This is a genomic window from Rhizobium album, from assembly GCF_003122325.1.
Lineage (GTDB): Bacteria > Pseudomonadota > Alphaproteobacteria > Rhizobiales > Rhizobiaceae > Metarhizobium > Metarhizobium album.
This window is the reverse complement of the sequence record NZ_QFBC01000018.1, coordinates 57,445-82,330: the sequence shown is the minus strand read 5'-3', so window position 1 is coordinate 82,330 and position 24,886 is coordinate 57,445. Positions and strand designations below refer to the sequence as shown.

20 protein-coding genes are annotated in these 24,886 nt (G+C 63.6%); 12 read left to right on the top strand and 8 right to left on the bottom strand.

What is annotated here, in order from left to right:
* The first annotated feature begins 35 nt into the window (after positions 1–35).
* The 3 genes from DEM27_RS27435 (at position 36) to DEM27_RS27425 (ending at position 3,331) form a co-directional block, all read left to right on the top strand.
* Positions 36–1,094: a sugar phosphate isomerase/epimerase family protein gene (locus DEM27_RS27435; RefSeq protein ID WP_109461441.1), complete on the top strand. Its 1,059-nt coding sequence runs from the start codon at positions 36–38 to the stop codon at positions 1,092–1,094.
* Positions 1,095–1,098: 4 nt separating this feature from the next.
* Complete coding sequence (locus DEM27_RS27430) at positions 1,099–2,268, top strand: Gfo/Idh/MocA family protein (RefSeq protein WP_109461440.1); 1,170 nt, start codon at positions 1,099–1,101, stop codon at positions 2,266–2,268.
* A 139-nt stretch (positions 2,269–2,407) separates the two neighbouring features.
* The gene (locus tag DEM27_RS27425) at positions 2,408–3,331 is read left to right on the top strand and encodes a MurR/RpiR family transcriptional regulator (RefSeq protein WP_109461439.1); all 924 of its coding nucleotides are present in this window, start codon (positions 2,408–2,410) and stop codon (positions 3,329–3,331) included.
* 48 nt (positions 3,332–3,379) lie between these two features.
* On the opposite strand, the gene DEM27_RS27420 is transcribed toward DEM27_RS27425, so the two are convergent.
* The 4 genes from DEM27_RS27420 to DEM27_RS33690 all read right to left on the bottom strand — a co-directional run bounded on the left by DEM27_RS27420 (position 3,380) and on the right by DEM27_RS33690 (position 6,818).
* The gene (locus DEM27_RS27420) at positions 3,380–4,141 is read right to left on the bottom strand and encodes an ATP-binding cassette domain-containing protein (RefSeq protein ID WP_109461438.1); all 762 of its coding nucleotides are present in this window, start codon (positions 4,139–4,141) and stop codon (positions 3,380–3,382) included.
* Between the two features lie 3 nt (positions 4,142–4,144).
* Complete coding sequence (locus DEM27_RS27415) at positions 4,145–5,131, bottom strand: ABC transporter permease (RefSeq protein ID WP_109461437.1); 987 nt, start codon at positions 5,129–5,131, stop codon at positions 4,145–4,147.
* Positions 5,132–5,233: 102 nt separating this feature from the next.
* The gene (locus DEM27_RS27410) at positions 5,234–6,178 is read right to left on the bottom strand and encodes a substrate-binding domain-containing protein (RefSeq protein WP_109461436.1); all 945 of its coding nucleotides are present in this window, start codon (positions 6,176–6,178) and stop codon (positions 5,234–5,236) included.
* A 241-nt stretch (positions 6,179–6,419) separates the two neighbouring features.
* Positions 6,420–6,818 (bottom strand): hypothetical protein, encoded by a 399-nt coding sequence (locus DEM27_RS33690; RefSeq protein WP_128755576.1) that lies wholly within the window; start codon positions 6,816–6,818, stop codon positions 6,420–6,422.
* Positions 6,819–6,946: 128 nt separating this feature from the next.
* Here DEM27_RS33690 and mprF point away from each other — a divergent pair, with 128 nt between their 5' ends.
* Positions 6,947–9,541, top strand: coding sequence for a bifunctional lysylphosphatidylglycerol flippase/synthetase MprF (gene mprF, locus DEM27_RS27400; RefSeq protein ID WP_109461512.1), 2,595 nt, complete (start codon positions 6,947–6,949; stop codon positions 9,539–9,541).
* The gene (locus DEM27_RS27395) at positions 9,538–10,911 is read left to right on the top strand and encodes a virulence factor family protein (protein ID WP_109461434.1); all 1,374 of its coding nucleotides are present in this window, start codon (positions 9,538–9,540) and stop codon (positions 10,909–10,911) included. Before mprF ends, DEM27_RS27395 begins: the two co-directional genes overlap by 4 nt.
* Positions 10,912–10,965: 54 nt before the next feature.
* On the opposite strand, the gene DEM27_RS27390 is transcribed toward DEM27_RS27395, so the two are convergent.
* From DEM27_RS27390 to DEM27_RS27375, 4 genes are all read right to left on the bottom strand, one after another.
* Complete coding sequence (locus DEM27_RS27390; protein ID WP_109461433.1) at positions 10,966–12,498, bottom strand: DegQ family serine endoprotease; 1,533 nt, start codon at positions 12,496–12,498, stop codon at positions 10,966–10,968.
* Positions 12,499–12,727: 229 nt separating this feature from the next.
* A complete protein-coding gene (locus tag DEM27_RS27385) occupies positions 12,728–13,162 on the bottom strand; it encodes a hypothetical protein (RefSeq protein WP_109461432.1) in 435 nt (144 codons plus the stop codon).
* A gap of 228 nt (positions 13,163–13,390) precedes the next feature.
* Positions 13,391–16,498 (bottom strand): efflux RND transporter permease subunit, encoded by a 3,108-nt coding sequence (locus DEM27_RS27380; RefSeq protein ID WP_109461511.1) that lies wholly within the window; start codon positions 16,496–16,498, stop codon positions 13,391–13,393.
* Positions 16,499–16,543: 45 nt separating this feature from the next.
* Complete coding sequence (locus tag DEM27_RS27375; RefSeq protein ID WP_109461431.1) at positions 16,544–17,755, bottom strand: efflux RND transporter periplasmic adaptor subunit; 1,212 nt, start codon at positions 17,753–17,755, stop codon at positions 16,544–16,546.
* A 274-nt stretch (positions 17,756–18,029) separates the two neighbouring features.
* Between DEM27_RS27375 and DEM27_RS27370 the strand changes: the two genes are divergently transcribed.
* The 7 genes from DEM27_RS27370 (at position 18,030) to DEM27_RS27340 (ending at position 24,860) form a co-directional block, all read left to right on the top strand.
* Positions 18,030–19,520, top strand: coding sequence for an ABC transporter substrate-binding protein (locus DEM27_RS27370; protein WP_245446157.1), 1,491 nt, complete (start codon positions 18,030–18,032; stop codon positions 19,518–19,520).
* 167 nt (positions 19,521–19,687) lie between these two features.
* The gene (locus DEM27_RS27365; RefSeq protein WP_245446156.1) at positions 19,688–20,599 is read left to right on the top strand and encodes a carbohydrate ABC transporter permease; all 912 of its coding nucleotides are present in this window, start codon (positions 19,688–19,690) and stop codon (positions 20,597–20,599) included.
* Positions 20,600–20,601: 2 nt separating this feature from the next.
* On the top strand, positions 20,602–21,432 hold the full coding sequence (locus tag DEM27_RS27360; protein WP_109461429.1) for a carbohydrate ABC transporter permease: 831 nt from the start codon (positions 20,602–20,604) through the stop codon (positions 21,430–21,432).
* Positions 21,433–21,435: 3 nt separating this feature from the next.
* A complete protein-coding gene (locus tag DEM27_RS27355; protein WP_109461428.1) occupies positions 21,436–21,720 on the top strand; it encodes a hypothetical protein in 285 nt (94 codons plus the stop codon).
* A 1-nt stretch (position 21,721) separates the two neighbouring features.
* Positions 21,722–22,810, top strand: a complete 1,089-nt coding sequence (locus DEM27_RS27350) for an ABC transporter ATP-binding protein (RefSeq protein ID WP_109461427.1) — start codon at positions 21,722–21,724, stop codon at positions 22,808–22,810.
* On the top strand, positions 22,803–23,897 hold the full coding sequence (locus DEM27_RS27345) for an ABC transporter ATP-binding protein (RefSeq protein ID WP_109461426.1): 1,095 nt from the start codon (positions 22,803–22,805) through the stop codon (positions 23,895–23,897). The genes DEM27_RS27350 and DEM27_RS27345 overlap by 8 nt, the downstream gene beginning before the upstream one ends.
* A gap of 15 nt (positions 23,898–23,912) precedes the next feature.
* The gene (locus DEM27_RS27340; protein WP_109461425.1) at positions 23,913–24,860 is read left to right on the top strand and encodes a carbohydrate kinase family protein; all 948 of its coding nucleotides are present in this window, start codon (positions 23,913–23,915) and stop codon (positions 24,858–24,860) included.
* Positions 24,861–24,886 lie beyond the last annotated feature (26 nt).

The window sequence follows — 24,886 nt, the reverse complement described above, 5'->3', positions numbered from 1 at the left end:
TGCAGAAAAACGCGTCGACGAAGGAGGAGAAATCCATGCGTACGATCAAAGGCCCCGGCCTGTTTCTGGCCCAGTTCGCGCAGGATACCGTGCCGCATAACTCCCTGGAGTCGATTGCCGCCTGGGCGCGCGATTACGGCTACAAGGGCATCCAGATCCCCACCTGGGATCGCCGCCTGTTCAATCTCGACCTCGCTTATGACAGCGAAACCTATTGCGACGAACTGAAGGGCAAGCTCGCCGATATCGGCATCGCCATCACCGAATTGTCGACGCATTTCCAGGGCCAGATGGTTTCGGTGCACCCGGCCTACGACCTGATGTTCGACGGCCAGTGCCCGCCGGACCTGCGCGGCAATCCGGAAAAACGCCGGCACTGGGCGGCCGACCAGGTGCGCAAGGCCGCTACCGTATCGCGGCGGCTCGGATTGACGGAACACGTTACGTTCTCCGGTGCGCTGGCCTGGCCTTATTTTTATCCCTATCCGCAACGGCCGGCTGGCCTGATCGAGGAATGCTTTGCCGAGCAGGGCCGGCGCTGGCGGCCGTTGCTCGATGCCTATGAGGAGGCCGGCGTCGATCTCTGCTTCGAAATCCACCCGACCGAAGACATTTTCGACGGCGATACCTTCGAGATGTTCCTCGATGCTGTCGACGGCCACGCACGCTGCAACATCAATTACGACGCCAGCCACTTCATCAAGCAGGCGATGGATTACATCGGCTTCATCGACGTCTACCACGAGCGCATCAAGATGTTTCACGTCAAGGATGCCGAATTCAATCCCACGGCGCGCCAGGGCGTGTTCGGCGGCTACAAGGGCTGGCTGGAACGCGCCGCCCGCGACCGCTCGCTCGGCCACGGTCAGGTGGATTTCAAGGCGGTGTTTTCCAAGATGGCGCAGTATGATTTTGCCGGCTGGGCGGTCTACGAATGGGAATGCTGCCTGCAACATCCCGAAATCGCCGCCCGCGCGGGCTCGGATTTCATCGCCCGGCATATCATCGAAGTGACCGACCGCGCCTTCGACGATTTTGCCGCCACCGGCGCCGACATGGCCGTCAACCGCGCCCTGCTCGGCATGAAAGGATAAGGCCATGGTCTATGCGACGGCAGACGGGCGGACGGAAACGCGCCTGCGGCTCGGCATGGTGGGCGGCGGGCGCGGTGCTTTCATCGGCGCGGTGCATCGCATGGCGCTGAGGCTCGACGACAAGGCAGTGCTGGTGGCCGGCGCCTTTTCGTCGGATGCCGAGCGCGGCCGGCTTTCGGCCGAAGATCTCGGCATTGCCGCAGAGCGCAGCTATCCCGACTTCGAGACCATGGCGCAGGCGGAAAGCGCCCGCGAGGACGGCATCGAGGCGGTCATCATCGTCACGCCCAACCACTTGCATGCGCCGGCCGCAAAAGCCTTCCTGCAGCATGGCATCGACGTCATCTGCGACAAGCCGCTTTCGGCGACGCTCGAAGAGGCCGAAGAGCTGGCGCAACTGGCGGAAAAGAGCGGCCTCGTCTTCGCCGTGACGCTCAACAACACGGGTTACGCCATGGTGCGCGAGGCGCGGGCCATGGTTCAGGGCGGCGCACTCGGCGCCATCCGCATCGTGCGGACCGAATATATCCAGGACTGGCTGACCCAGGCCATCGACGCCGAAGGCCAGAAGCAGGCGGAATGGCGCACCAATCCCGCCCGCGCCGGCCGCTCCGCCTGCCTGGCCGATATCGGCGTGCATGCCTACAGCCTGGCGCAGTTCGTCACCGGCATGCTGCCGGAAGCGGTTGCGGCCGACCTCACCACCTTCGTGCCCGGACGACGGCTGGACGACAACGCCCATGTGCTGATGCGCTATGCCGGCGGTGCGCGCGGCGTACTGATCGCCAGCCAGGTCTCTCCCGGCAACTACAACCGTCTTTCGCTGAAAGTCTACGGCGACAAGGGCGGGCTGGAGTGGCACGGGCACGAGCCGGAACTGCTGCGCTTCGCCCGCTTCGGCGAGCCGACCCGCATTCTCACCCGCGGCGGCGCGGCACTCGGGCCGGATGCGCAATCGGCTTCGCGCATGCCGGCGGAACACCCCGAAGGCTATATCGAGGGTTTCGCCAATCTGTATGTCGATGCCGTCTCGCTGATCGCCGCGCGGCGTCGCGGCGCGCCAAAAGCCTCCTTCACCGTGCCGACGGTGCAAGACGGGCTGGCGGGGATGCGCTTCATCGAAGCCGCCGTGGATTCGCATGAGGCCGGCGGGACATGGAAAACGATTAGCTGAGCCGCATTGAGCGATTGCCGCTGGTTGCGTTCGCCGCAACAGGGCTTCCGGCAAACGGCCGTAGCGGTCCCGCGGTCAGGAATGGTGCGCGTATAATAGAAAATACTCACACGGCACAGGCCGGAGAAGGATAAGGATCGTGTCTGCGGAAAACGGGCCGGATGTTGCAGCGACAGCCATCGAGGATTATTCCAGCCTGGTGGCGGCGTTGACCGAGCGAAAATCGAAACTCAGCAAGCGCCTGCAGCAGACGGCGCAATTCTTCCTCAACAATCCGGAGGACGTGGCGATCTACACCATCGTCGAGCTCGCCCGCCGCGCCGGCGTGCAACCGTCCACCATCACCCGTTTCGCCAAGGAAATCGGCTTCGAGCGCTTCAGCGACCTGCAGAACGTCTTCCGCCAGCGCCTCGTCGGCCCGCGCATGACCTATTCCGCCCGCGTCAAGGCGATCACCGGCCAGCCGCGCGTACAGGATCCGGGCGAGATGGATTTCGAGGACCCGAGCGGCGTCTTCGACACCTTCGTGCAGGCGGCCATGGATGCGCTGGTGCGTTTTCGCGAGGATATCGACCGCGACGAACTGCGCGCCTTCGTTGCCGCCCTGCTGGAGGCCGGCGCCATCCACATTGCCGCGGCCCGCGGCGCCTTCGGCGTCGGCGTCTATTCCTATTATGGCTTTTCCCGTGTCGGCAAACGGGCGCATCTCATCGACAATCTCGGCTCGATGCGCGAACAGCAACTCTCGGCCATCGCCCCGGGCGACGCCATGCTGGTCATCACCTTCGACGACTACACCCCGGAGACGGTGGAACTGGCGCGGGCGGCGCACCACAAGGGCGTGCCGCTGATGGTGATCACCGACAACGAACTCAGCCCCGTCGCCAAGCTCGGCCGGCATACGCTGTATGTCAAGGAAGCCCGGCTCGGGCATTTCCGCTCGCAGGTGCCGGCCATGGTGCTGTGCCAGTCGATCATCGTCAGCCTCGGCCACCAGATTGCCCGGGCGAACGAGGATCCCGAAGCGCGCCACGATCTCCCGGAGCCGGACGACGCGCTTTAAGCCTCTGTTTCTACGCAGTTTCGGACACTAAATCGTCGCTGGAACGCCCTATAGAAGCGCCTCTTCCTCCATGCCGGTGATGATACGCTCCACCTCATCCACCGAAGTGACTTTCGGATCGATATTGTCCGCCACCACCTGGCCATGCCGCATCACCACGATCCGGTCGACGACCTGGAAGACGTGGTGGATGTTGTGGGCGATCAGGATGCAGGCGTGATCGGTATCGCGGGCGCGACGGACGAAATTCAGGACACCGCGGGTTTCCGCTACCCCGAGATTGTTGGTCGGCTCGTCGAGGATAATCAACTCGCTGTCGAAATGCATGGCGCGGGCGATGGCCACCGCCTGGCGTTCGCCGCCGGAAAGCATGCCGATCGGCGTGTCCGGCGGAATGTTTTTCGAAATGCCGACCTGTTTCAGGAGTTCCCGCGAGACTTCGTTCATCTTCGCGGTATCCAGCCGGCCGAGGATGGCCGGGCCGATGGTCGGCTCGCGGCCGAGGAAAAGGTTGCGGGCGATGGAAAGCTGCGGCACCAGGGCGGAATCCTGATAGATCGTCTCGATGCCGTTGGCGATGGCATCGTTGGTGCTCTTCATCTTCACCTTCCGACCGGAGATATAGATGTCGCCGCTTGAGGCCGGCACGGCGCCGGACAGCACCTTGATCAGCGTCGACTTGCCGGCGCCGTTGTCGCCGAGCAGGCCGACGATCTCCCGGCGGTTGACGACAAGATTGACGTCCTTCAGCGCCTGCACGCGGCCATAAAATTTGCCGATATTTTCCATGCGGATCAGTTCTTCGGCCATGTCTTACGTCCCTGCCTGGTGACGGCGTTCGAGCCAGGAATGCAAAGCCATCATGCCGAGGATGATCGCCCCGATGAAGATGTTGTAGGCCAGCCCCGGAACGCCCACCATGATGATGCCATTGCGCATGGTGCGCAGGATGAAGATGCCGAGCACCGTGCCGATGATCGTGCCGCGGCCGCCGGTCAGCGCCGTGCCGCCGATGACCACCATGGCGATGACCTCCAACTCGTAACCGGTGCCGCTGTTGGGATTGGCCGCCGAGGTGCGGATGGAGCTGATGATGCCGGAAAAGCCGGCCAGCGTGGCCGACAGCATGAACAGCGCCACCTTGGTCTTCTCCACGCCGACGCCGCGGGCACGCGCCGCCCCCGGATTGCCGCCGGCCGCCTGGATCCAGTTGCCGGCTTTCGTCCTGTTCAGGACGTAGCCGAGCACCAGCACCGCAAGGACGAACCAGAACAGCGACATGTAGATGCGGAACGGCCCGATATTGAAGCTGCCGACCAGGATATCGGCAAGGAACGAGCCACCCGCAGACCATGTCCGCTGCGGAAAGCCGTCGGTCACGAACAGGGCGGTGCCACGCACGACGAGCAACATGCCGAGCGTCACCAGGAACGACGGGATCTTCAGCCGCGCCACGAACCAGGCGTTGGCCATGCCGATCAGCGACGCCACGAGAAGCGCCACGAAGAAGGCAAGGCCAAGCGGCATGATCTCGCTGTTGAACAACGTCCACATCAGCACCGGTGCGAAACCGAACACGGAGCCGACCGAAAGATCGAATTCGCCCGCCGTCATCAAAAGCGTCATCGCCAGCGCGATCAGCCCCAGCTCGACGGTGAAGGCCAGCGTGTTGGAAATATTCTGCGGCGACAGGAAATTCGGATTGATCGCAGTAAAGATGGCGATTTCCAGCGCCAGCAGCACGAAAGGCCCGAATTCCGGCTTGGCGATCAGGTTTCGCAAAAAGTATTGATTGTTCACAATGCAACGCCTCGTCCAGGAGAAATGGCAGCCGGCGGCAATACCGCAGGCTTGAAGCGAGAAAGGCGGCTGCGGAAACGCACCGCGGCCGCCGTCTTCATCTTACTTCTGGCCGCCCTTCAGGACGTCGTCGTAAATCTGCGCCGTATCCTTTTCGTAGAGGGCGCCGACGATGACGTTGAAGCCGGTCGGGATACCGCTCTTGGCCATCGAGGCGAGCGACAGGCCGACATAGCTGGTCGCCTGCGGGTCCTGCCACTGTGCGGCGTTGACATACCCTTCCTTGACCTCGCCGGTGGTGTCGAGCGAGTTGCCCCAGCCGACGACCGGGATTTCGCCCGGCTTGACGCCGACCTGGTCGAAGACGCGCTTGATGGAGCCGGTGACGAGGTCGCCGAGACCGATGATCGCCTTCACCTTGGTGCGGTTGGCGGTGAGATAATCCGACATACGGGTGATGATCTCGGCCTGGTCGAGCGTTGCATCCGTCACTTCCCAGGTGATGTTCAGCGGCTTGAAGACGCTGGCGATGCCTTCCTCTTCCTGCACGCCATAAGTAGCGCCGGGCACCTCGACCGGCATCCAGACGAAATCCCCCGATTTCACCAGGCCCTTGTCGACCAGATATTGCGCCCAGTTCTTGCCGTAGACGACGAGGTCGCCGCCGACATAGGCGTCGAAGCTCGCCGTCGGATCCGGCGTGTTGATGTTGATGATCGGGATCTTGGCGGCATTGGCTTCCTTCGCCACCTCGACGAGGCTGCCCGGATCGGGGCTGCTGGTGACGATGCCGTCGGCACCGGCGGCGATCGCCGCGCGGATGGCTTCCTGGTGCGACGGCACGTCGCCGCTGTGGAAGGAAGTGTTGACGGTGTTGCCGGTATCCGTGGCCCACTGCTGTGCGCCCTGCAGGAAGTAGGTCCAGACCGGATCGGCCGGCGAACCATGCGAGACCCAGTAGAAGGTTCTTTTTTCCTGAGCGGCGGCAACCGTCACCGATGCCGCCAGCGCGACACCCGCGATCAACAATTTGAGCTTTCCAAGCACGTCGTTCTCCTCCTCTTGATTGATTGCCGGTGGCCGCCAGCTGCTGGCCGCGACAGGGCGTGTCCCTCCTCAAGAACATCGCCGGGGGAGAATGGCAAATTATTTTCCAATCTTCAATATATGAAAATCCGGAATGAATTTTATGCGCAATGCCATATATAAGCCGGGCATGACACGCCAAACGCGCATTATCGCCCGAGATGCCACGGGCGTGACATGCCGCCCGCAGCCAACTGGATCTTCAGATCGCCAGTTCCGAGGAAAGCGACTTGTGCCGGTTCAGGGCATCCACGAGCGCCGGCACGGTACGATGTCCTTCGCGGAACATGTTGACGAGCGCCGATGCAGCAAGTTCGCCACCGATGCTGTCCAGGGCGATGCCGCGTTCTTCGCACCAGGTTTCCAGAGCCGTCCGCAGGATATCGAGGTCTGCAGGACCGAAGGCCATGTGCAAGAAATGTAAACTACGCATATCTTTCCAACTGTTTTGACGCGACTTTCCGCCAACCGGATACGGGCGGGACGAGGCTGACATAGGAAACCCCTCCTCGTCTTCAAGAGCACCTTCGCAAGCTTTTGGAAACCATGTGCGACGTCGCGTCGCGGCACCATAGGTGATGGAAACCGCAAGCATTGTCATCCGTTGAATCGGCTGCCTAAAATAAGCTCTCTTCACGGTAAATTGACAGGCGCTACGAATTGCAGTTGCACCCATTGCAGTTGTGCCAGAAGAAGCGGATTTCCAGCATGCAGGCCATCGAAGAAGAAATGCTCGTTCCGGACGAAGCGGCGACCGGCGGACCATCGCCACTCATCGGATTTATCAGGAGGTTCAGGACGATTCTCGTCGCCATCGCCGTCGTCGCCGTCTTCGCCCTCGTTGCCGTGGCGATCGTCCACCTGACTGCGGAAGTACAATATGACGATGTGCTGGCGGCGCTTGCTGCAACCAGTTGGGCGGACGTGGCGCTTGCCCTGCTGTTCACCGGGCTCAGCTTTCTGTCGCTGATCTGCTACGACCTGAACGCATTACGGTATATCGGCAGGAAGCTGCCGCTGGCGCATGTGGCGCTGACCGCCTTCAGCGCCTATGCCGTCGGCAATACGGCCGGTTTCGGCGCCCTGAGCGGCGGGGCGATCCGCTACCGTGCCTATTCACGGCTCGACGTTGCGCCGGAGGATATCACCCGGGTCGTCGCTTTCGTCACGCTGGCCTTCGGCCTCGGGCTTGCGGCCGTCTCCTCCATCGCCGGATTGCTGATCGCCGGCGACGTCGCACCGCTGGTGGGCCTGCATCCCTGGCTGCTGCGGGCCATCGCGGCGGCAATCCTCATCGCCCTTGGTGTTGCGGTTTTCCTCGGCCGCGAAGGTCATGTGCTGCGGCTCGGGCCGTTTTCCGTCCGGATGCCGGATGCCGGCACCTGCCTGCGGCAACTGCTGATCACGGCGCTCGACATCGCCGCCTCGGCATCGGTTCTGTATGTGCTGCTGCCGCAGGCCGACATCGGCTGGCCGGCATTCGTCGCCGTGTTCGCCATCGCCGTCGGCATCGGCGTATTGAGCCATGTCCCGGCCGGGCTGGGCGTGTTCGAGACCGTCATCATCGCGTCGCTTGGCAGTTCGATCAGCGTCGATGCCGTTCTCGGATCGCTGGTGCTCTACCGGGTCATCTACCACGTCATTCCGCTGCTGCTGGCGATCATCGCGGTCAGCGGCACAGAGCTGTGGCAGCTGACACGCCATCCGGTCGCCTCCAGCATCCGCCGTGTCGGCGGGCGGCTGTCGCCGCTGCTGCTCGCCACGCTGTCGATGATCTGCGGCGTCATGCTGATCTTTTCGAGCGTCACGCCGACGCCGGACGACAACCTGGAGTTCCTGGCGGCCTACCTGCCGCTGCCGATCATCGAAGGCGCACATTTCCTCTCGAGCCTGCTCGGGCTGGCGCTAGTGGTCGCCGCCCGCGGCCTCGGCCAGCGCCTCGACGGTGCCTGGTGGCTGGCGACGATGTCTGCGCTGACGGCCCTCGCCTTCGCGCTCCTCAAGGCGGTGGCACTGTTCGAGGCGGCTTTCCTCGTCTTTTTCGTCATCAGCCTTTTCGCCAGCCGCCGCCGCTTCAGCCGGCCGGCGTCGTTGCTCAATCAGGCGATGACACCGACCTGGCTGATGGCGATCGCCGTCATCTGCATCGGCGCCGTCGTCGTGCTGCTCTTCGTGTATCGCGACGTCGAATACAGCCATGACCTGTGGTGGCAGTTCGAATTTGCCGCCGAGGCACCGCGCGGGCTGCGCGCCATCCTGGGCCTCGCCATCATGTCCTCGACCATCGCCCTGTTCGGCCTGCTACGGCCGGTCGCCAGCGCCGGCTCCGTCGCGTCAAACGAGGATTTTGCACGCGCTGTCGCCGTCGTCGATGGCCAGGATGTCGCCGATGCCAACCTGGTGCGCATGGGCGACAAGCGGCTGCTGTTTTCGGAGGACGGCCGAGCCTTCATCATGTACGGCGTGCAGGGCCGCTCCTGGATCTGCCTTTTCGATCCCGTCGGCGAGCCGAAGGCGTTTTCGGAACTCGTCTGGCGTTTCGTCGAGACCGCGCGCGCCGCCGGATGCCGTGCCGTCTTCTACCAGATCTCGCCTGCGCTCCTGTCATCCTGCGCCGATGCCGGGTTGCGCTCCTTCAAGCTCGGCGAACTCGCCGTCGTCGATCTCAAGCGCTTCGAACTCAAGGGCGGCAAATGGGCAAACCTGCGACAGACCGCCGCCAAGGCCGGCCGTGACGGACTGGAGTTTGCCGTCGTCGAAACCGAGGCGGTGCCTGAGATCATTAATGAGCTGCAGGCGGTGTCGGATGCCTGGCTCGCGCATCACAACACCCGCGAAAAGGGCTTTTCGCTCGGCGCCTTCGATCGGGATTATGTCGCATCGCAACCCGTCGCCGTCCTGCGGCTCGCCGGCCGGATCGTCGCCTTCGCAACCATTCTGGTCACTGAAACCAGGCATGAAGGGACCATCGACCTGATGCGCTTTTCTCCGGATGCCCCCAAGGGCGCCATGGATTTCCTGTTCGTTCGCATCATGGAACATCTGCGCGATGCCGGGTTTGCCAGATTCAATCTCGGCATGGCGCCGCTGTCGGGCATGTCGAAGCGCTCGGTATCGCCGGTCTGGGACCGCATCGGCGGCGCGATTTTCGAACACGGCGAACGGTTTTACAATTTCAAAGGCCTGCGCGCCTTCAAATCGAAGTTTCATCCGGAGTGGCAGCCGCGCTATCTTGCTGTTTCGGGCGGGCTGAGCCCGGTCCTGGCATTGATGGATTCGGCCCTGCTGATCGGCGGCGGCATCAGAGGAGTGGTTGGTAAATGAAGAAACGGTCCCTGATCCTGGCGCTGGCAAGCCTGCTCGCCACGTCGACGGCAGGTCTTGCAACCGAGGTCGATGCATCGAAATACGATACCGGCCTCATCCCCTCGCCGCACATCGAGGTGCCGGACGGAGACATTGCCGCCGCCGTGGTGCTGATTTCCGACGCCGACGGCTGGGGCGCTGCGGAAGAAGAGGATGCCAAGACGCTGAGCGCCGGCGGCACTGTCGTCATCGGCATCGATTTCCCCTCCTACATGGCGGCGCTGCGCAAGGATGACGGCGACTGCATCTACCTGGTGTCCGACATCGAATCGCTCAGCCAGCAGGTGCAGCGCGCCGCCGGAAACGCCGCCTACCGCCTGCCGATCATCGCGGGCGCCGGCGAAGGCGGCGCCCTGGCGCTGGCAATCGCCGCCCAGAGCCCGGCCGCCACCATCGGCGAAACGCTGGCCGTCGATCCGCTGGCTGGCATTCCGCTGACAAAACAGCTCTGCACGCCGGCGACGAAACAGACCGTCGGCGAGCGCATGATCTACGGCCTGACGGACGGCCCGCTTCCCGACCCGGTCACCGTCAGCTTTACTCCCAACGCAGCCCAGGATGGCCGCGATCACGCCAAGGCGCTGCAGGAGGCCCATGCCGACATCGACATCCGCTCAACGGAGGGCGATGCCGACACGGCGCTGATCACGCTGCTGCAGGAGCGCATCGCCGCCATGGCATCGGACGACCGCCCGCTCGGCCTGCCGATCGACGTGCTGGAGGCGAAACCTGCGCTCGACACCATGGCGATCATCTATTCCGGCGACGGCGGCTGGCGCGACCTCGACAGGCAGGTCGGCTCCTTCCTGCAGGCCCAGGGCATTCCCGTCGTCGGCATCGACTCGCTGCGGTATTTCTGGACGGAACGCCAGCCGCAGGAAACCGCCGACGATCTGTCAAGAATCATCGCCCTCTACCGCAAGGAATGGAACGTCAAGCATGTGATGCTGATCGGCTACTCCTTCGGCGCCGACATCCTGCCGGCCACCTACAACCGGCTCAGTGCCGCCGATCGCGCCGTGGTGTCGCAGATCTCGCTGCTCGCCTTGTCGCATCAGGTGGACTACGAGATTTCGGTGATGGGATGGCTGGGTTCCTCGACATCCGACGGCAGCGGCGACCCGATCAACGACCTGAAATCCATCGATCCAAAACTGGTGCAGTGCTTTTACGGCACCGACGAGGACGACGATGCATGCCCGACGCTCAAGGACAGCGGCGCCGAAGTCGTCGGCATCGATGGCGGGCATCATTTCGATGAGAATTATGAAGCGCTGACGAAGATGATCGTCGACGGCTTCAGGAAACGCATCTCGGCGCAACCCTGAAAAGCAAAGGCCCGGCGCAATGGCCGGGCCGTCCTACTCTACTGTCTGAAAAGATCAGGCGCTGCCGAACGGTACGGCGACGAAGGTCTGTGTGTCGCCGCGCTCGATCAGAAGCAGCACCGACTTCTTGCCGGACTTGCCAGCTTCCGTAACGGCGAGGCGGGCGTCGCGGGCATTCTTCACCGGCTTCTGGTTGACGGAGAGGATGATGTCACCCGGCTGGATGCCGGACGTCGCGGCCGGCTTGTCCGGATTGACGCTTTCCACCACCGCGCCGTGCTCGTCGTTCTGCAGGTTCATCGCCTGGCGGACGGAGGGCGTGATGTCGCCGAGGCCAAGCCCGATGGCCGGAACGCGCAGGCTCGATTCACCGGATTTTTCCTGGCTGTCGCCGGCGGAGGCGAGCTTCTGGCCCGTATCGTTGCCACCGACCGTCACCGGGATCGTCACGTTCTTGCCGTCGCGCCAGACGGAAAGCTCTTCCTTGGCACCCGGCGAAACGTCGGCAACCATGCGCGACAGATCCTTCGGCGTCTTGATCGCCGATCCGCCGAACGCCGTCACCACGTCGCCGGTACGGATACCCGCTTCCGCCGCCGGCGAACCGTCGCTGACATGGGCGACCAGGGCACCTTCGGCATGCTCGAGGCCGATGGCATCGGCGACATCGCCGGTCACCGGCTGGATCTGCACGCCGAGATAACCGTGATCGATCGAGCCGTCCTTCATCAGGCGGGCAACGATTTTTTGCGCCTGGTCGGAGGGAATGGCGAAACCGACGCCGACGCTGCCGCCGTTCGGCGAATAGATCGCCGTGTTGATGCCGACGACCCTGCCTTCGGTATCGACGAGCGGCCCGCCGGAATTGCCGTGGTTGATCGGCGCATCGATCTGGATGAAATCGTCATAGGGACCGCTGTGCAGGTCGCGGCCGCGGGCGGAGACGATGCCGGCCGTCACCGTCGTGCCGATGCCGAACGGGTTGCCGATGGCGAGCACCTGGTCGCCGGCCTTCAGCCCGTCCGAATCGCCCCAGCCGACCGTTGGCAGCGGCTTGGACGTCTTCACCTTGACGACGGCGAGATCCGACTTGGCATCGGCGCCGACCAGCGTTGCCGGCAGTTCCGTGCCGTCGTCGAGCGTCACCTTGATCTCGGTGGCGCCGTCGACGACGTGGTTGTTGGTGACGATCGTGCCGTCGGAGTTGACGATGAAGCCGGAGCCGAGCGCCTGGGCACGCTGGCCGCCGTCATTGCGCGGCATCGCCTTGGGCATCGGAATGCCCTGCTGCCCGAAGAACTGGCGGAACTGCTCTTCGAAAGGCGAATTGCCGCTGAGCGGATTGTTGTCGTCGGAGGCATCGGCGGATGCCTTCATCGTCGTGGTGATCGTCACCACGGCCGGCTTGTCGGCAGAAACGATCGGCGCGAAGGAGCCATTGGCGGCCAGCAGGCCGTTGACGCTGACGGGCGCGGTTTCCGCATGCGCGCTGTCGGCCTTGAACGACAGGGGCAGGAAAAGTGGGGTGATGAGAAGTGCGGTGCCCAGCAGTGCGGCAACGCGGTGTCTGCGAAGGATGGAGGACATGGACGTTGTTCCTGCGAGGCCGGATGGTTGGGAGGACCGTGGTGCGCCGGGGACAGGCGCGCCAAAACGGCGGTGCGACGATCAGGCCACCGGTCTCGCAAATGCGACCTGATCACGTCGGGTTCGAAGGGGCGCGGGCATGGCTGTCCGCGCCCGCGATGGCGGGCCGGTCTTCACGGAAAACCGGAGATATTGGGAAGCGGGCTGGAAAGGATCCGGCCCGATGGGGCTAGATGCTGCGGCTCAGCTGATGCACCTGCTGCTGCAGGGCAAGATAGCGGCCGGTCGGGATCATGCCGCCGTTGCGGGTGGCCGCGGCCATTGCTTCGGAGCGGATCCGGGCTTCGCGCGCCTTCAGCCTGTTGAATTCGACGCGGCTCAGATGACCCCTGGCATGTTCGGCATCGATGCGGCGGTTGTCCGTGCGCAGTTCGCCGAGGATCGTTGCGAGCCGCGGCTTATAGGCGGCGGACTCCACGGAAAACGGAACCGATGCCAGGGGCATGATGCCATCGTCTCCGGGGCCGGAGGCCGAATTGGCATCGAAGCGGCCGTGGTGGTCGCGACCGCCGAAATGGTCGCCATGCGGGGCGGCAAATGCGCCGCCGACCGATGTGGTGAGGACAATGGCGGCAACGCCGGCTAGAGTGAGATAAGAGCGCATGATGCATCTCCTGCGAATGAAGGTGCGGTCGGAGCGGCCGCCACCTTTCGAAGCTGAGGCCGTCCGGTTCCGTCGCGTCGCAGCCGACCTGTACGGCTGCCGGCAGTTCCCGGCCTCATGATGAGACAATAGCCCTGCCCCTTTCAGAAATCATGTTAAATTAAAATAATAATTCAAAGACTTAGACTGCCACAATCGGCACTGCGGATGCCACAATTCAAGGCCGATTCAGGCAGGATTCACCGCTCTTGCGGCCGGCCGGCGCAGGCGGGCCACAAAAGCCGAGAGACGTTCCATGGCAAGATAGATCACCGGCGTCACGAACAGCGTCAGAACCTGCGACACCAGGAGACCGCCGACTACCGCCACGCCGAGCGGCTGGCGCAATTCGGCGCTGGCGCCGCTGCCGAGCGCGATCGGCAGGGTGCTCATCACCGCCGCCACCGTGGTCATCATGATCGGCCGGAACCGCACGGTGCAGGCGCGGTGGATCGCCTCCTGCGGCGGCAGTCCCTCTCGTTGCAGGGACAGTGCCACGTCGATCATCATGATGGCGTTCTTCTTGACGATGCCGATCAGCATCAAAAGGCCGATGACGGCGATGACGGACAGATCGTACCCGAACCAGCCGATCGCCAGCAGGGCACCGGAGGCCGCCGGGGGCAGCCCCGACAGGATCGTCAGCGGATGGATGAAGCTTTCATACAGCATGCCGAGCACAATATAGATGGTCAGCACCGCGCCCAGGATCAGCAGGCCCTGGTTGGCGGCGGCATCCTGGAAAGTTTTCGCCGTGCCGTAATAGCTGGTGGTGATGTCGTCGGGCACGCCCAGCTGCGCCTTCAGCCGGTCGACCTCCCGGATGCTGGCGTCGAGCGCGATACCGGCCGGCAGGTTGTAGGAGATCGTCACCGCCGGCAGCTGGCCCAGCTGGTTGACGGTGAGCAGGCCGGCCACCGTCTCGAAGCGGGCGAAGGCGCCAAGCGGGATAAGCGCGCCGTTGTTGCCCGGCACCTGGATTTCCGACAATTGTTTCGGCGACCAGCTGATCTTCGGATCGAGCTCCATCAGCACGTCGTAGCTGTCGGTGGAGGTGTAGATGGTCGAGACCTGCTCGGCGCCGAAACCGCCGTAGAGCGTCGAGCGCAGCACGCTGGCGGAAACGCCGAGCGTGGCGGCCTTGTCGCGGTCGATCACCAGCCGCGCCTGCGGCGCGTTGTTCTGCAGATCGGAATTGACGTCGGTGAAGAAACGGCGGTCGTCGCGCATCGCGTTCGCCAGCTTTTCCGCCCATTCGTTCATCAGCCCCTGGTCGAGGCTCTGGATCACCAGTTGGTACTGGCTGGCGGAGCTGCGCGCGCCGACCGACAGGTTTTGCACCGGATTCATATAGGCGTTGATGCCCGGGATTTTCCCAAGCTGGCCGCGCAGGTCGGCGAGGACCTTTGCGAGCGGCGGGCGTTCGGTCTTCGGTTTCAGCTCGACGAACAGGCGGCCGGTATTGATGGCCGAAGCGCCGCCGCCGGTGCCGAGCGAACTGCCGACATGGGCGACGTAGGGCGATTTGGCGAAGACATCCTCCACCTTGGCCTGCAGCGCAGACATGGCGGCGAAGGAAATATCCTGCCGTGCCTGGGTCGTGACCTGCAGCTGGCCGATATCCTCCTGCGGGAAGAACCCCTTCGGGATCGCCGAGACCTGGTAGACCGTCAGGCCGATGGTGGCGAAGAACACCAGGAGGATGAGCGGCTGGACGCGAAAACACAAGGACAGCAGCCGGCCATAACCGTGCACCAGCGCCTCGAAACCGCGCTCCAGCAAGCGCCCCAGACCTCGCTCCCCGGCATGGCCCGGCGAAAGGTCGGGCAGACGCGCCGCCATCATCGGCGTCAGCGTCAGCGACACAAAGGCGGAAGCAAGGATCGACACCGTGACGACGATGGCGAACTCGTAAAAGATCTTGCCGACGACGCCGCCCATCATCAGCACCGGAATGAAGACCGCGACCAGCGACAACGAAATGGCGATGATGGTGAAGCCGATCTCCCGCGAGCCCTTCAGGGCCGCTTCGAACGCCGTCTCGCCGTTTTCCTCCATGTGCCGGACAATGTTTTCCAGCATGACGATGGCATCGTCGACGACGAGGCCGACCGACAGCGTCAGCGCCATCAGCGAGATGTTGTCGATCGAGAAGCCGAGCAGGTACATCACCGGAAAGGTGCCGATGATCGACACCGGCACGGCGATCGCCGGGATCAGCGTCGCCCGCAGCCGGCGGATGAAGACGAAGATGACCAGGAAGACCAGGCCGATGGTCAGCGCCAGCGTGAACTGCACGTCCTCGACGGCGGCGCGGACCGAGGCCGAGCGGTCGTTCAGCGTCTGCAGCGAAGCGCCGCCGGGAAGCTGCTGCTCGAAGGTCGGCAGCATCGCCTTCACCTTGTCGACCACCGCCACCGTATTGGCGTCCGGCTGGCGCTGGATGGCGAGAATGATCGCCCGCGACCCATCGTACCAGCTGGCGCTCTGGTTGTTGGAAACGGAATCGATCACCTGGGTGACGTCGCCGAGCCGCACCGGCTTGCCGCCGGTGTTGCGGATGATCAGGTTGGAAAAGGCGGCGGCATTGTCGAGCTGGGTATCCGCGACGATGGTGAGCTGCCGGTCCGTCGCCTTCAGCGTGCCGAGCGGCGTGTTGTCGTTGGCTTGCGCCACCGCCTGTTGCAGGGCGGCGATGGAAATGCCGCGGGCGGCGAGCGCGGTCGGATCGATCTGGATGCGGACGGCATATTCCTGGCTGCCGAAGATGGACACCTGCGCGACGCCGTCGAGCGTCGACAGCGACGGCGAAATCACGTCCTGGGCGAAGGCATCGAGCCTGGTGAGCGGCACCGTATCGCTTTTCAGCGCCAGCAGCAGGATCGGCGCGTCGGCCGGATTGACCTTGCGATAGCTCGGCGGCGCCGCCATCTCCTGCGGCAATTGCCGCTGGGTGCGGGCAATCGCCGCCTGCACGTCGGCGGCCGCTGCATCGATATTGCGGTCGAGCGCGAACTGGATGGAAATCGAGGTCGAGCCGAGCGAATTGGTGGTGGAAATGCTGTCGATGCCGGCGATGGTGGCGAACTGTTTGATCAGCGGCGTGGCGACCGAGGTCGCCATCGTATCCGGCGAGGCGCCGGGCAGCGAGGCGGAGACGTTGACGACGGGAAAATCCGTGCGCGGCAGCGCGGCGACCGGCAGCACCGTGTAGGCGAAGATGCCGGCCAGGACGATGGCGATCGACATCAGCAGCGTGGCGACCGGCCGGCGGATGCAAAATTCGGAAACAGACATGGTCATGTCCTGTGCAGGCAGCCTCGGCTGCGGTCCTTGCCGGCGTTACTGCGCGTCGGCGGTTTTTTCTTCGGCGGTGGCGATCGAAACCTTGTCGCCGGGGCGCAACCGCCCCTGCCCTTCGGTGACGACACGATCGCCGGGCGCCAGCCCCCCGCCGATGGCCGCGGTCTTGTCGTCGCTCGCCGCGACCCGGATCGGGCGCAGGTCGACGGTGTCGTCCTGCTTCACCAGATAGACGAAGGCGCCGTTCTGGCCCGGCTGTACGGCGACGGCGGGGATGACGGTCGCATCCGGCAGCGTTCCCTGGTTGACGTCGATATCGACATATTCTCCCGGCCAGAGCGCCTGATCGGCATTGGCGAAGGTGGCGCGCATGGCGATGGTGCCGGAAGCGGTGTCAACGGAGGAATCGATGAAATCCAGCGTGCCTTCGCCGATCTTTTCGTCGGTGCCGCCGCGCCTGGCCACGACCTGCACCGCCTGCCCGTCGTCCAGCATCGTCTTGAAGACGTGCAGCTCGCTCTCCGGCAGACGGAAGGCGACGTCGATGGGGTCGATGGTGGTGATCGTCACCAGCGGCTGGGTGGTGCTGCCGCCGCCATTGACGAGATCGCCGACGCTCGCCTGCACCGCTCCCAGCCGTCCGCCGATCGGCGCGGTGATGCGGGTATAATCGAGCTGGATGCGGTCGGCATCGACGGTCGACTGGTCGGCATTGACGGCGGCCTGCGCCGATTGCTGGGCGGCGACCGCCGCATCATAGGCCTGCCTGGTGACGCTGTTGCCGAGCAGGTTTTTCGAGCGCTCGGCTTCCGCAGTCAGGCTGACCAGTTGCGCCTGATCCTTGGCGAGCAGCGCCTCGTCGCGGGCAAGCTGCGCCTTCAGCGCCCGGTCGTCGAGCGTGAACAACAGGTCGCCCTTTTTGACGATCTGCCCGTCCTTGACGTGAATGTCCATCAGCTGGCTGGAGATGCGCGCCGCGACCGTCACCATGTCGGGCGCCTGAACCGTGGCAAAGGTCTTGATGATCTGCGGGAACGGCATGGTCCTGGCCTCCGCCACCGTGACCGGCGTGACGGCAGAACGGCTGTTGCGGCCATGGCCCTTGCCGCTCTCAGTGTCCGGTGATGCGGCATGATCCTCACCGGTCTTGGCAAACAATTTGCCGCCGAGATCGGGAATGCGCGGAGAAACCAGGATCCCCGCGATCGTGCAGACCAACGCAGTGACGAGCAGGGTGATTTTGTGTCCCATCGCAGGGCTCCGGAAACGCCGTGCACCGGAAGCGCAGGGCAGCTGTTGCGCTGAGAACTAGGCCGATCCGCAAAGGCCGTCCAGCCCGCCTGCCCCACCTTACCAAGATTTAAGATTGCATCGCACAATCGAAGGATGGGACAGCCCCAAAGTCCACGGTTGACATTTGTCGAGCATTCATTGAATTATGTCGAAATCGGGCGTCTGAGGAGATTGCGTCCGGTATCGCGGATCTGCCGGAGCGGCAGGGCGCAAACTTGGGAGGAATACCGATATGACAGTTGATTCCGGACGGCGTGCCGGAAGCGGGCTCATCATGCCCCGCCGCACGCTTTTGAAGGGCAGTGCAGCACTTGGCCTTTCCGGCCTTGTTTCCGCGCCCTTCATCAATCGCCTGCATGCACAGGAAAGCCATCCGCTGGCCGGCCAGAAGATCGAGATGAACATTCTCGGTATCGCCGGATGGCTGCCGTCGTCGCTCGGCGTGAAGATGTCGCCGATGTTCGCCGATTTCGCCAAGGAAAAGTATGGCTACGACGTCACCTTCGGTTTCGCCGAAGCGCCGTTCGCCGACCTGTTCCAGAAGGCCGCCACCTCGCTCGCCACCAAGAGCCAGGAATACAACATCATCATTTCCGACAGCCAGTGGCTCGGCGCGCTCGCAAAGCCCGGCTGGATCCTGAAGCTCAACGACATCATAGCCAAGAACAAGAACCTGCAGCTCGACTGGTATTCCGACACCGTCGTCAATACCTACATGAAGTATCCCGATGGTGGCGAAGACATCTGGGGCCTGCCGCAGGAAGGCGACACCAAGGCACTCTACGTCCGCAAGGATCTCGTCGAGGATCCGAAGGAGCAGGAAGCCTTCCAGGCCAAGTACGGGATGAAGCTGCCCTCCACCTTCGAAGACTACGAAAACCTCAATGCCGAAGACTACGAGAAGGTGATGGAGTTCTTCACGCGCCCCGACCAGGGCCTGTGGGGTGCGGCCTGGCAGTACAGCCGCGTCTACGACTTCTGCACCTGCCCGCAGCTGTCGATCATGTGGAGCCGTGGCGGCGACATCTGGGATCCGAAGACCGGCCAGGTCGAAGGCATCCTCAACACCGAAGACAACGCCAAGGCAATGGAACTCTACAAGTCCTGGCTGAAATACATGCCGCCGGGCGCGACCAACTACGGTATTGCCGAAGAAATCGACGTCTGGACCCAGGGCAAGGTCGCGACCTGCCTGCAGTGGGCCGCCGTCGGCCTCGCCATGATCACGCCGGAAAACAAGGACAAGGTCCTCGTCGTTCCGCCGCCGAAGTTCGGCAAGGGTGAAGAAGCCAAGCGCGTCTACTGCATGGGTGGCCAGCCGTGGGTGCTGAACGCCTATAACGACGACGCCAAGATGCGTGTCGCCATCGACTTCCTGAACTGGTGGTATCAGCCCGAGACCACGCTGGAATACGCCAAGCGCGGCGGCAACCCGACCGACAAGGCAACGCTGTCCAATCCGGATTTCGACAGCATCAATCCCTGGAACCGCGCCTACAAGTTCATGCTGGAACCGGGCCGTTCGCGCGACTTCTGGCACCATCCGCGCTATTCCGAAATGCTGGCCGTACAGCAGGAAGGCTTCACTTCCTATATGACCGGCTCGACGGAATCCGCCAAGCAGGCGCTGGACTACATCGCCTGCCAGCAGCAGCAGATCCTCTATGACGACGGCTTCGCTTCCGCCGGCCCGTCGGATGCCTGCTCGGCTGCATCGCTGTAAAAACGCCCAGGACGGAGAACGGACGGGAGGCTTCCCGCCCGTTCTCGCCCGCCGCTTCGCCAAATGCAGCATGGTATGCGTGCTGTACCGGCCGAGGCGGAGTGAAAGCATGGTGCAAACCCGCTAGCGACGGTTCGCGGCGGGCGATGCCTCAAATGGAAAAAGCCATGTCGACCAACTCGATCTCGCGAGCGCTGGACAACCGGAAATTCCTGGTCTTCGCGCTGCTTGCGCCCGTTCTCGCCTTCTTCATCGTCTTCAACACGATTCCGACGCTGTGGTTGCTCGGCCTGTCGTTCCACAAGTTTTCGCTGATCTCGGGAACGCCGCCGGAGTTTTTCGGCATTCGCAATTTCCAGGATATCTTCTTCAACAAGAACAATATCTGGGGCGACCTGCGCCGCACCTTCCTGTTCGTCGTCGTCGGTGTTTCGATCCAGACGGTGCTCGGCGTGCTCCTGGGCTTCCTGTTCTGGGGATCGAAGGACATGCCGGGACGGCGCGTCGCGCTGACGCTCCTGTTCACGCCGATGGTGCTGACGCCGATCGCCACCGGCACGTTTTTCCGCTTCATCTACGATCCGACTTTCGGAGCCCTGAATTTCCTGCTGAGCGGCCTTTTCGGCACCGGCGTCATCGATTTCCTCGGCAATCCGTCGATCGCCTATTGGGCAGTGCTGGCCGTCGACTGCTGGATGTGGACGCCGTTCATGACGCTGATGACGCTCGCGGCGCTGGGATCGGTGCCGAAGGCCGAGCTTGAAGCGGCCGAAATCGACCGCCTGTCCTGGCCGCAGCGTGTCTCGATGGTCATCTGGCACCATGGCAAGTTCATCCTGATGCTCGGCATCCTCCTGCGCACCATCGATGCCTTCAAGACGCTCGACCTGATCATCCCGATGACCAAGGGCGGACCCGGCCAGACGACGCGTCTGGTGGCGGTCGAGCTCAACAAGCAGAGTTTCGAGAGCTTCAACATGGGCTGGTCGTCGGCCGTCTCGGTGCTGCTGCTGCTCATCTCGATCGCCATGACGTCGATCTTCATCTACATTCTCAACCGGCGCAGGAAGGCAGGCTGACCATGCCGCAGCGTTTGCGTACGACCCTTTATTACGCCGCCCTCTGGCTGGTCTCGCTGATCTTCTTCGCGCCGGTCGCCTGGATCATCCTGTCGTCCTTCAAGACGCGCAACGACATCCTCGCCACCCCGCCGAAGCTCATCTTCTCGCCGACCTTCGAAAACTATGTCGACCTTTTCACCCGCAGCACCTTCATGCTGCAACTCATCAACTCGGTGTTCCTGTCGCTGGCAGCCGTCATTCTTGCGGTTTTCGTGTCGTTCCTGGCAGCCTTCTGCTTCTCGCGCTTCAAGCCGAAGGGCACAGACTTCCTGATGTTCCTGCTGCTATCGATCCGCATGCTGCCGGGCCCGGCGGTGATCATGCCCGTCTATCTCATGTATGTGGCCTTCGGCTGGAAGGACAACCATATCGGACTGATCTTTTTCTACGCGATGTTCTCCATTCCGTTCTCTGTCTGGATTCTCAAGGGTTTCCTCGACGGCGTCTCGACCCGTTTCGACGAGACCGGCCGCGTCAACGGCGGCTCGTGGTTCCATGTCATCTTCAAGGTGGTGCTGCCGCAGGTAAAACCCGGCCTGATCGCCGCCTTCATCTTCAACCTGATCTTCGTGTGGAACGAATTCCTGTTCAACTTCATTATCGGCGGCGTCTCGACCCAGAACATCCCTTATGCGCTGGCGGTCGGCGCCTATGCCGACGGCGGCCTGAACTGGACGTTCATCGCGACGCTGACCTCGATCTACATCGTGCCGCCCGTGCTCTTCATCTATTTCTTCCAGAAATACCTGCTGGTGGGCATGACCTTCGGCACCGTCAGAGGGGAGGTCTGATCCATGCAGAAAAAGATACCCTTCGCCGAACGGGCCGAAAGCGTGCTGATGGCATCGATCCTGATCGGCATCGCGCTCGTCGCCCAGCCCTTCTCGATCTACGTCTTCCGAATCGGCCTCGTCCTGCTGGTGGCGGCGACGCTGTTGCAGATCGCCGTCGGCAACGTGCCGAAACACCTGGAGACGGGGCCGAGCATCGTCCGCATCGTCATCATCCTCGCCATCGTCGCCGCGATGTTCGGGCTCGGCATCTTCCTGGTGCCCTATTTCGCACAGTTGGGACGCTGACATGCCGGCCGTCGAACTCATCAATGTTTCCAAGACCTTCGGCAAGAAGAAAGCGCTCGACAACGTCTCGCTGGCCGTCGAGGAAGGGTCCTTCACCGTCATGTGCGGCCCGCCCAAGGCCGGCAAGTCGCTGATCTTCCGTATCCTGGTCGGGCTCGAAACCGCCGACGAGGGCCGCATCCTGCTCTCCGGCCGCGACATCACCGACGAACCGGCCAGCCGCCGCAACATCGGCTACGTGCCGCAGAGCTTTGCGCTCTATCCGCATATGAGCGTGTTCGACAATATCGCCTATCCGCTGCACCTTGCCGGCGCGCCGCGCGAAGAGGTCGCCCGCAAGGTCGATGCGACCGTGGCGATGCTGTCGATCACCCATCTCGTCAAGAAGACGCCGGACCAATTGTCCGGCGGCGAAAAGCAGCGCGTCGCCGTCGCCCGCGGCCTGATGAAGGATGCCGCCGTCTTCGTGCTCGACGATCCGCTCGTCGGCCTCGACTACAAACTGCGCGAGCGGCTGATGGACGAGATGAAGCAGCTCTGCGAGGAACTGCGCACCACCTTCTTCTACGCTACCTCCGACTCGCTGGAAGCGCTGACGCTGGCGCAGAGTTTCATCGTGCTCGACGACGGCCGCGTCGTGGAAAAGGCCGACGTGCTGTCGCTCTACGCCGAACCGCAGCATGTGCGCAGCCTCGAACTCGTCGGTTTTCCGAAAGCCAATGTGCTGCAGGCGACGTCTGCCGGCGGCGCCGTCGATCTTGCCGGGCTGAAGCTGGCCGGACCTGACGGACTTGCGGCCGGCGCCGTGCTGGCCGGTATCCGGCCGGAGGACGTCAGGCTCGATCATTCGCAAGCGCTGAAGACCGAAGGAACGGTGCAGATCATCGAGCATCTCGGCTCCGAGATCGTCGTTTATCTCGACGTCGGCGGCTCCCCGGTCACGGCTGCGTTCGCGGCGGACGGCGTTGTGCCGCCGGACCTCGACAGCCGCATCCCGGTCAGTGTCGATCCGTCGCGGATCATGTTGTTCGAAACCGCAAGCGGCCGTCTTCTCGGACGGGGACGGGCAGGGGGAGCGGTCCATGGTTGATATCGTCATCGAAAACGTCACCAAACGTTTCGGCACGTTCACGGCGATCGACGGCATGAACGCCGTCTTCGAAGACGGTGCGGTCACCTGCCTGCTCGGTCCCTCCGGCTGCGGCAAGACCACGCTGATGCGCATGATCGTCGGCCTGGAAACCCAGACCTCCGGCCGCATCCTTTTCGGCAACCGCGACATGAGCGGCCTGCCGCCGCGCAAGCGCAATGCCGGCATGGTGTTCCAGTATCCGGTGATGTACCAGACGCTGTCGGTGGAAGAAAACATCGCCCTGCCGCTTAACCAGGACAAGTCGCTGTCGGCAGCCGAGCGCCAACGACGCATCGATGAAGTGCTCGACGTACTCGACATGCGCGACCGCCGGAAGCTGTTCATCGGCGATCTCGATGCCGGCAGCCGCCAGAAGGTCGCCGTCGGCCGCGCCGTGGCGCGCCGCTCCGACATCGTGCTGTTCGACGAGCCGACCACCAACGTCGAGGTTCAGGCAAAGCTGCTGCTGATCCGCGCCTTCAAGCTGGTGACCCAGCGGCTGAAGCAGACGATCATCTACGTCACCCACGACCAGACCGAAGCCATGACGCTGGCCGACAAGGTGGCGCTGATGCGCAATGGCCGCATCGAGCAGTACGACAAGCCCGCCAACCTTTACAATCGCCCGGCCTCGGATTTCGCCGGCTGGTTCCTCGGCAATCCCGGCATGAATTTCGTGCCGGCCCGTGCAGTCGCCGGCGGTGCCGAGACGCTGCTGACGGCCGGACCGCTGGCGCTGGAAGGCGCCCTGGAGGGCGGCAAGGATTTCCGGGCCGGCATCCGGCCGGAACATATCGGCCTTTCGGACGAGGCGCGGCCCGGCTCCGTGCCCGGCACGCTGAAGGACATCAACGTCTCGATCGCCGGGCGTTTCATCGCCCGCGTCACCGTCGATGGCCAGGACATCAAGGTGAAGACGGATCGCGTACCCGCGGCCCGGCGCGGCGGGCAGGTCCATCTTTTCGCCGATCCGGCCGAGATGAGCTTTTATGCCGACGGGCGCCGCATCGCCGCCGTCCCGGCCGGCGGACAGCATAATCGATAATGGAGGAGGAAACCCGTGGCGCATGACGTTTCGGTCATCGGACTGTATATTCTCGATGTTCTCGGCCGGCCGGTCGAGCGTATCCCCGAGGGCGGCAACGTCGAGTTCATCGACGAAATCCGCCTGACGGTGGCCGGCACGGCCGGCGGCACGGTCGTCGATCTCGCCAAGCTCGGCCTGAACTGCCTGGCGGTCGGCGCCGTCGGCGACGACGAGAAGGCCGATTTCATGCTGGCGACCATGGAGCGCTTCGGCATCGACGTCTCCGGCATGCAGCGCCTCGCCGGCGTGCCGTCTTCCGCCACCATCCTCAACGTGCGGCCGAACGGCGAGCGACCTGCCCTGCATATGCGCGGCGCCTCCGACCATTTCGACGTTCCGCCGTCCGACTACGACACCGTGCTTGCTCCGCCGATCGTGCATCTCGGCGGCACCGGCCTGCTGCGCCGTCTCGACGGCGAGCCGAGCCGCATCCTGCTGGAGGAAGCCAAGCGCCGCGGCGCCACCGTGACCTTCGACCTGATCGCCGCCAATGCGGAGACGATCGTCAACGTCAAGCCACTCCTGCCTTATATCGACTACTTCATGCCCTCGGTGGAAGAGGCAGGCGCCATGTCGGGTCGCTCGACGGTCGAGGATTCGGCAAAATATTTCCTCGATGCCGGCGTGAAATGCTGCGTCTTCACGCTCGGCGGCGACGGCGCCTATTACGCCCATGCAGACGGCACACGCTTCCAGCTGCCGGCCTACGAGATCGACGTCGTCGACACCACCGGCTGCGGCGATGCCTTCGATGCCGGCTTCATCACAGCGCTGCATCACCGCATGGACCCGGAAACCGCGGTGCGTTTCGCCCAGGCGGCCGCCGGCCTGGTGGCGACCGGCCTCGGATCGGATGCCGGCATCCGTTCCTTCGAACATACGCTCGACTGCATGAAGATGTGGAAGGTCAAGGGCCGCTGAGGCGGCCCAGCCTCCATCCTTGCCCG

What these genes read in the sequence shown, in the direction of transcription:
- DEM27_RS27385 (WP_109461432.1), bottom strand. Translation starts at nt 13,162, where the DNA reads ATGCGCTCTTATCTCACTCTAGCCGGCGTTGCCGCCATTGTCCTCACC.
- mprF (WP_109461512.1), top strand. Translation starts at nt 6,947, where the DNA reads ATGCTCGTTCCGGACGAAGCGGCGACCGGCGGACCATCGCCACTCATC.
- DEM27_RS27355 (WP_109461428.1), top strand. Translation starts at nt 21,436, where the DNA reads ATGCAGAAAAAGATACCCTTCGCCGAACGGGCCGAAAGCGTGCTGATG.
- DEM27_RS27345 (WP_109461426.1), top strand. Translation starts at nt 22,803, where the DNA reads ATGGTTGATATCGTCATCGAAAACGTCACCAAACGTTTCGGCACGTTC.
- DEM27_RS27370 (WP_245446157.1), top strand. Translation starts at nt 18,030, where the DNA reads ATGACAGTTGATTCCGGACGGCGTGCCGGAAGCGGGCTCATCATGCCC.
- DEM27_RS27380 (WP_109461511.1), bottom strand. Translation starts at nt 16,498, where the DNA reads ATGTCTGTTTCCGAATTTTGCATCCGCCGGCCGGTCGCCACGCTGCTG.
- DEM27_RS27365 (WP_245446156.1), top strand. Translation starts at nt 19,688, where the DNA reads ATGTCGACCAACTCGATCTCGCGAGCGCTGGACAACCGGAAATTCCTG.
- DEM27_RS33690 (WP_128755576.1), bottom strand. Translation starts at nt 6,818, where the DNA reads ATGACAATGCTTGCGGTTTCCATCACCTATGGTGCCGCGACGCGACGT.
- DEM27_RS27390 (WP_109461433.1), bottom strand. Translation starts at nt 12,498, where the DNA reads ATGTCCTCCATCCTTCGCAGACACCGCGTTGCCGCACTGCTGGGCACC.
- DEM27_RS27395 (WP_109461434.1), top strand. Translation starts at nt 9,538, where the DNA reads ATGAAGAAACGGTCCCTGATCCTGGCGCTGGCAAGCCTGCTCGCCACG.
- DEM27_RS27435 (WP_109461441.1), top strand. Translation starts at nt 36, where the DNA reads ATGCGTACGATCAAAGGCCCCGGCCTGTTTCTGGCCCAGTTCGCGCAG.
- DEM27_RS27420 (WP_109461438.1), bottom strand. Translation starts at nt 4,141, where the DNA reads ATGGCCGAAGAACTGATCCGCATGGAAAATATCGGCAAATTTTATGGC.
- DEM27_RS27430 (WP_109461440.1), top strand. Translation starts at nt 1,099, where the DNA reads ATGGTCTATGCGACGGCAGACGGGCGGACGGAAACGCGCCTGCGGCTC.
- DEM27_RS27350 (WP_109461427.1), top strand. Translation starts at nt 21,722, where the DNA reads ATGCCGGCCGTCGAACTCATCAATGTTTCCAAGACCTTCGGCAAGAAG.
- DEM27_RS27375 (WP_109461431.1), bottom strand. Translation starts at nt 17,755, where the DNA reads ATGGGACACAAAATCACCCTGCTCGTCACTGCGTTGGTCTGCACGATC.
- DEM27_RS27360 (WP_109461429.1), top strand. Translation starts at nt 20,602, where the DNA reads ATGCCGCAGCGTTTGCGTACGACCCTTTATTACGCCGCCCTCTGGCTG.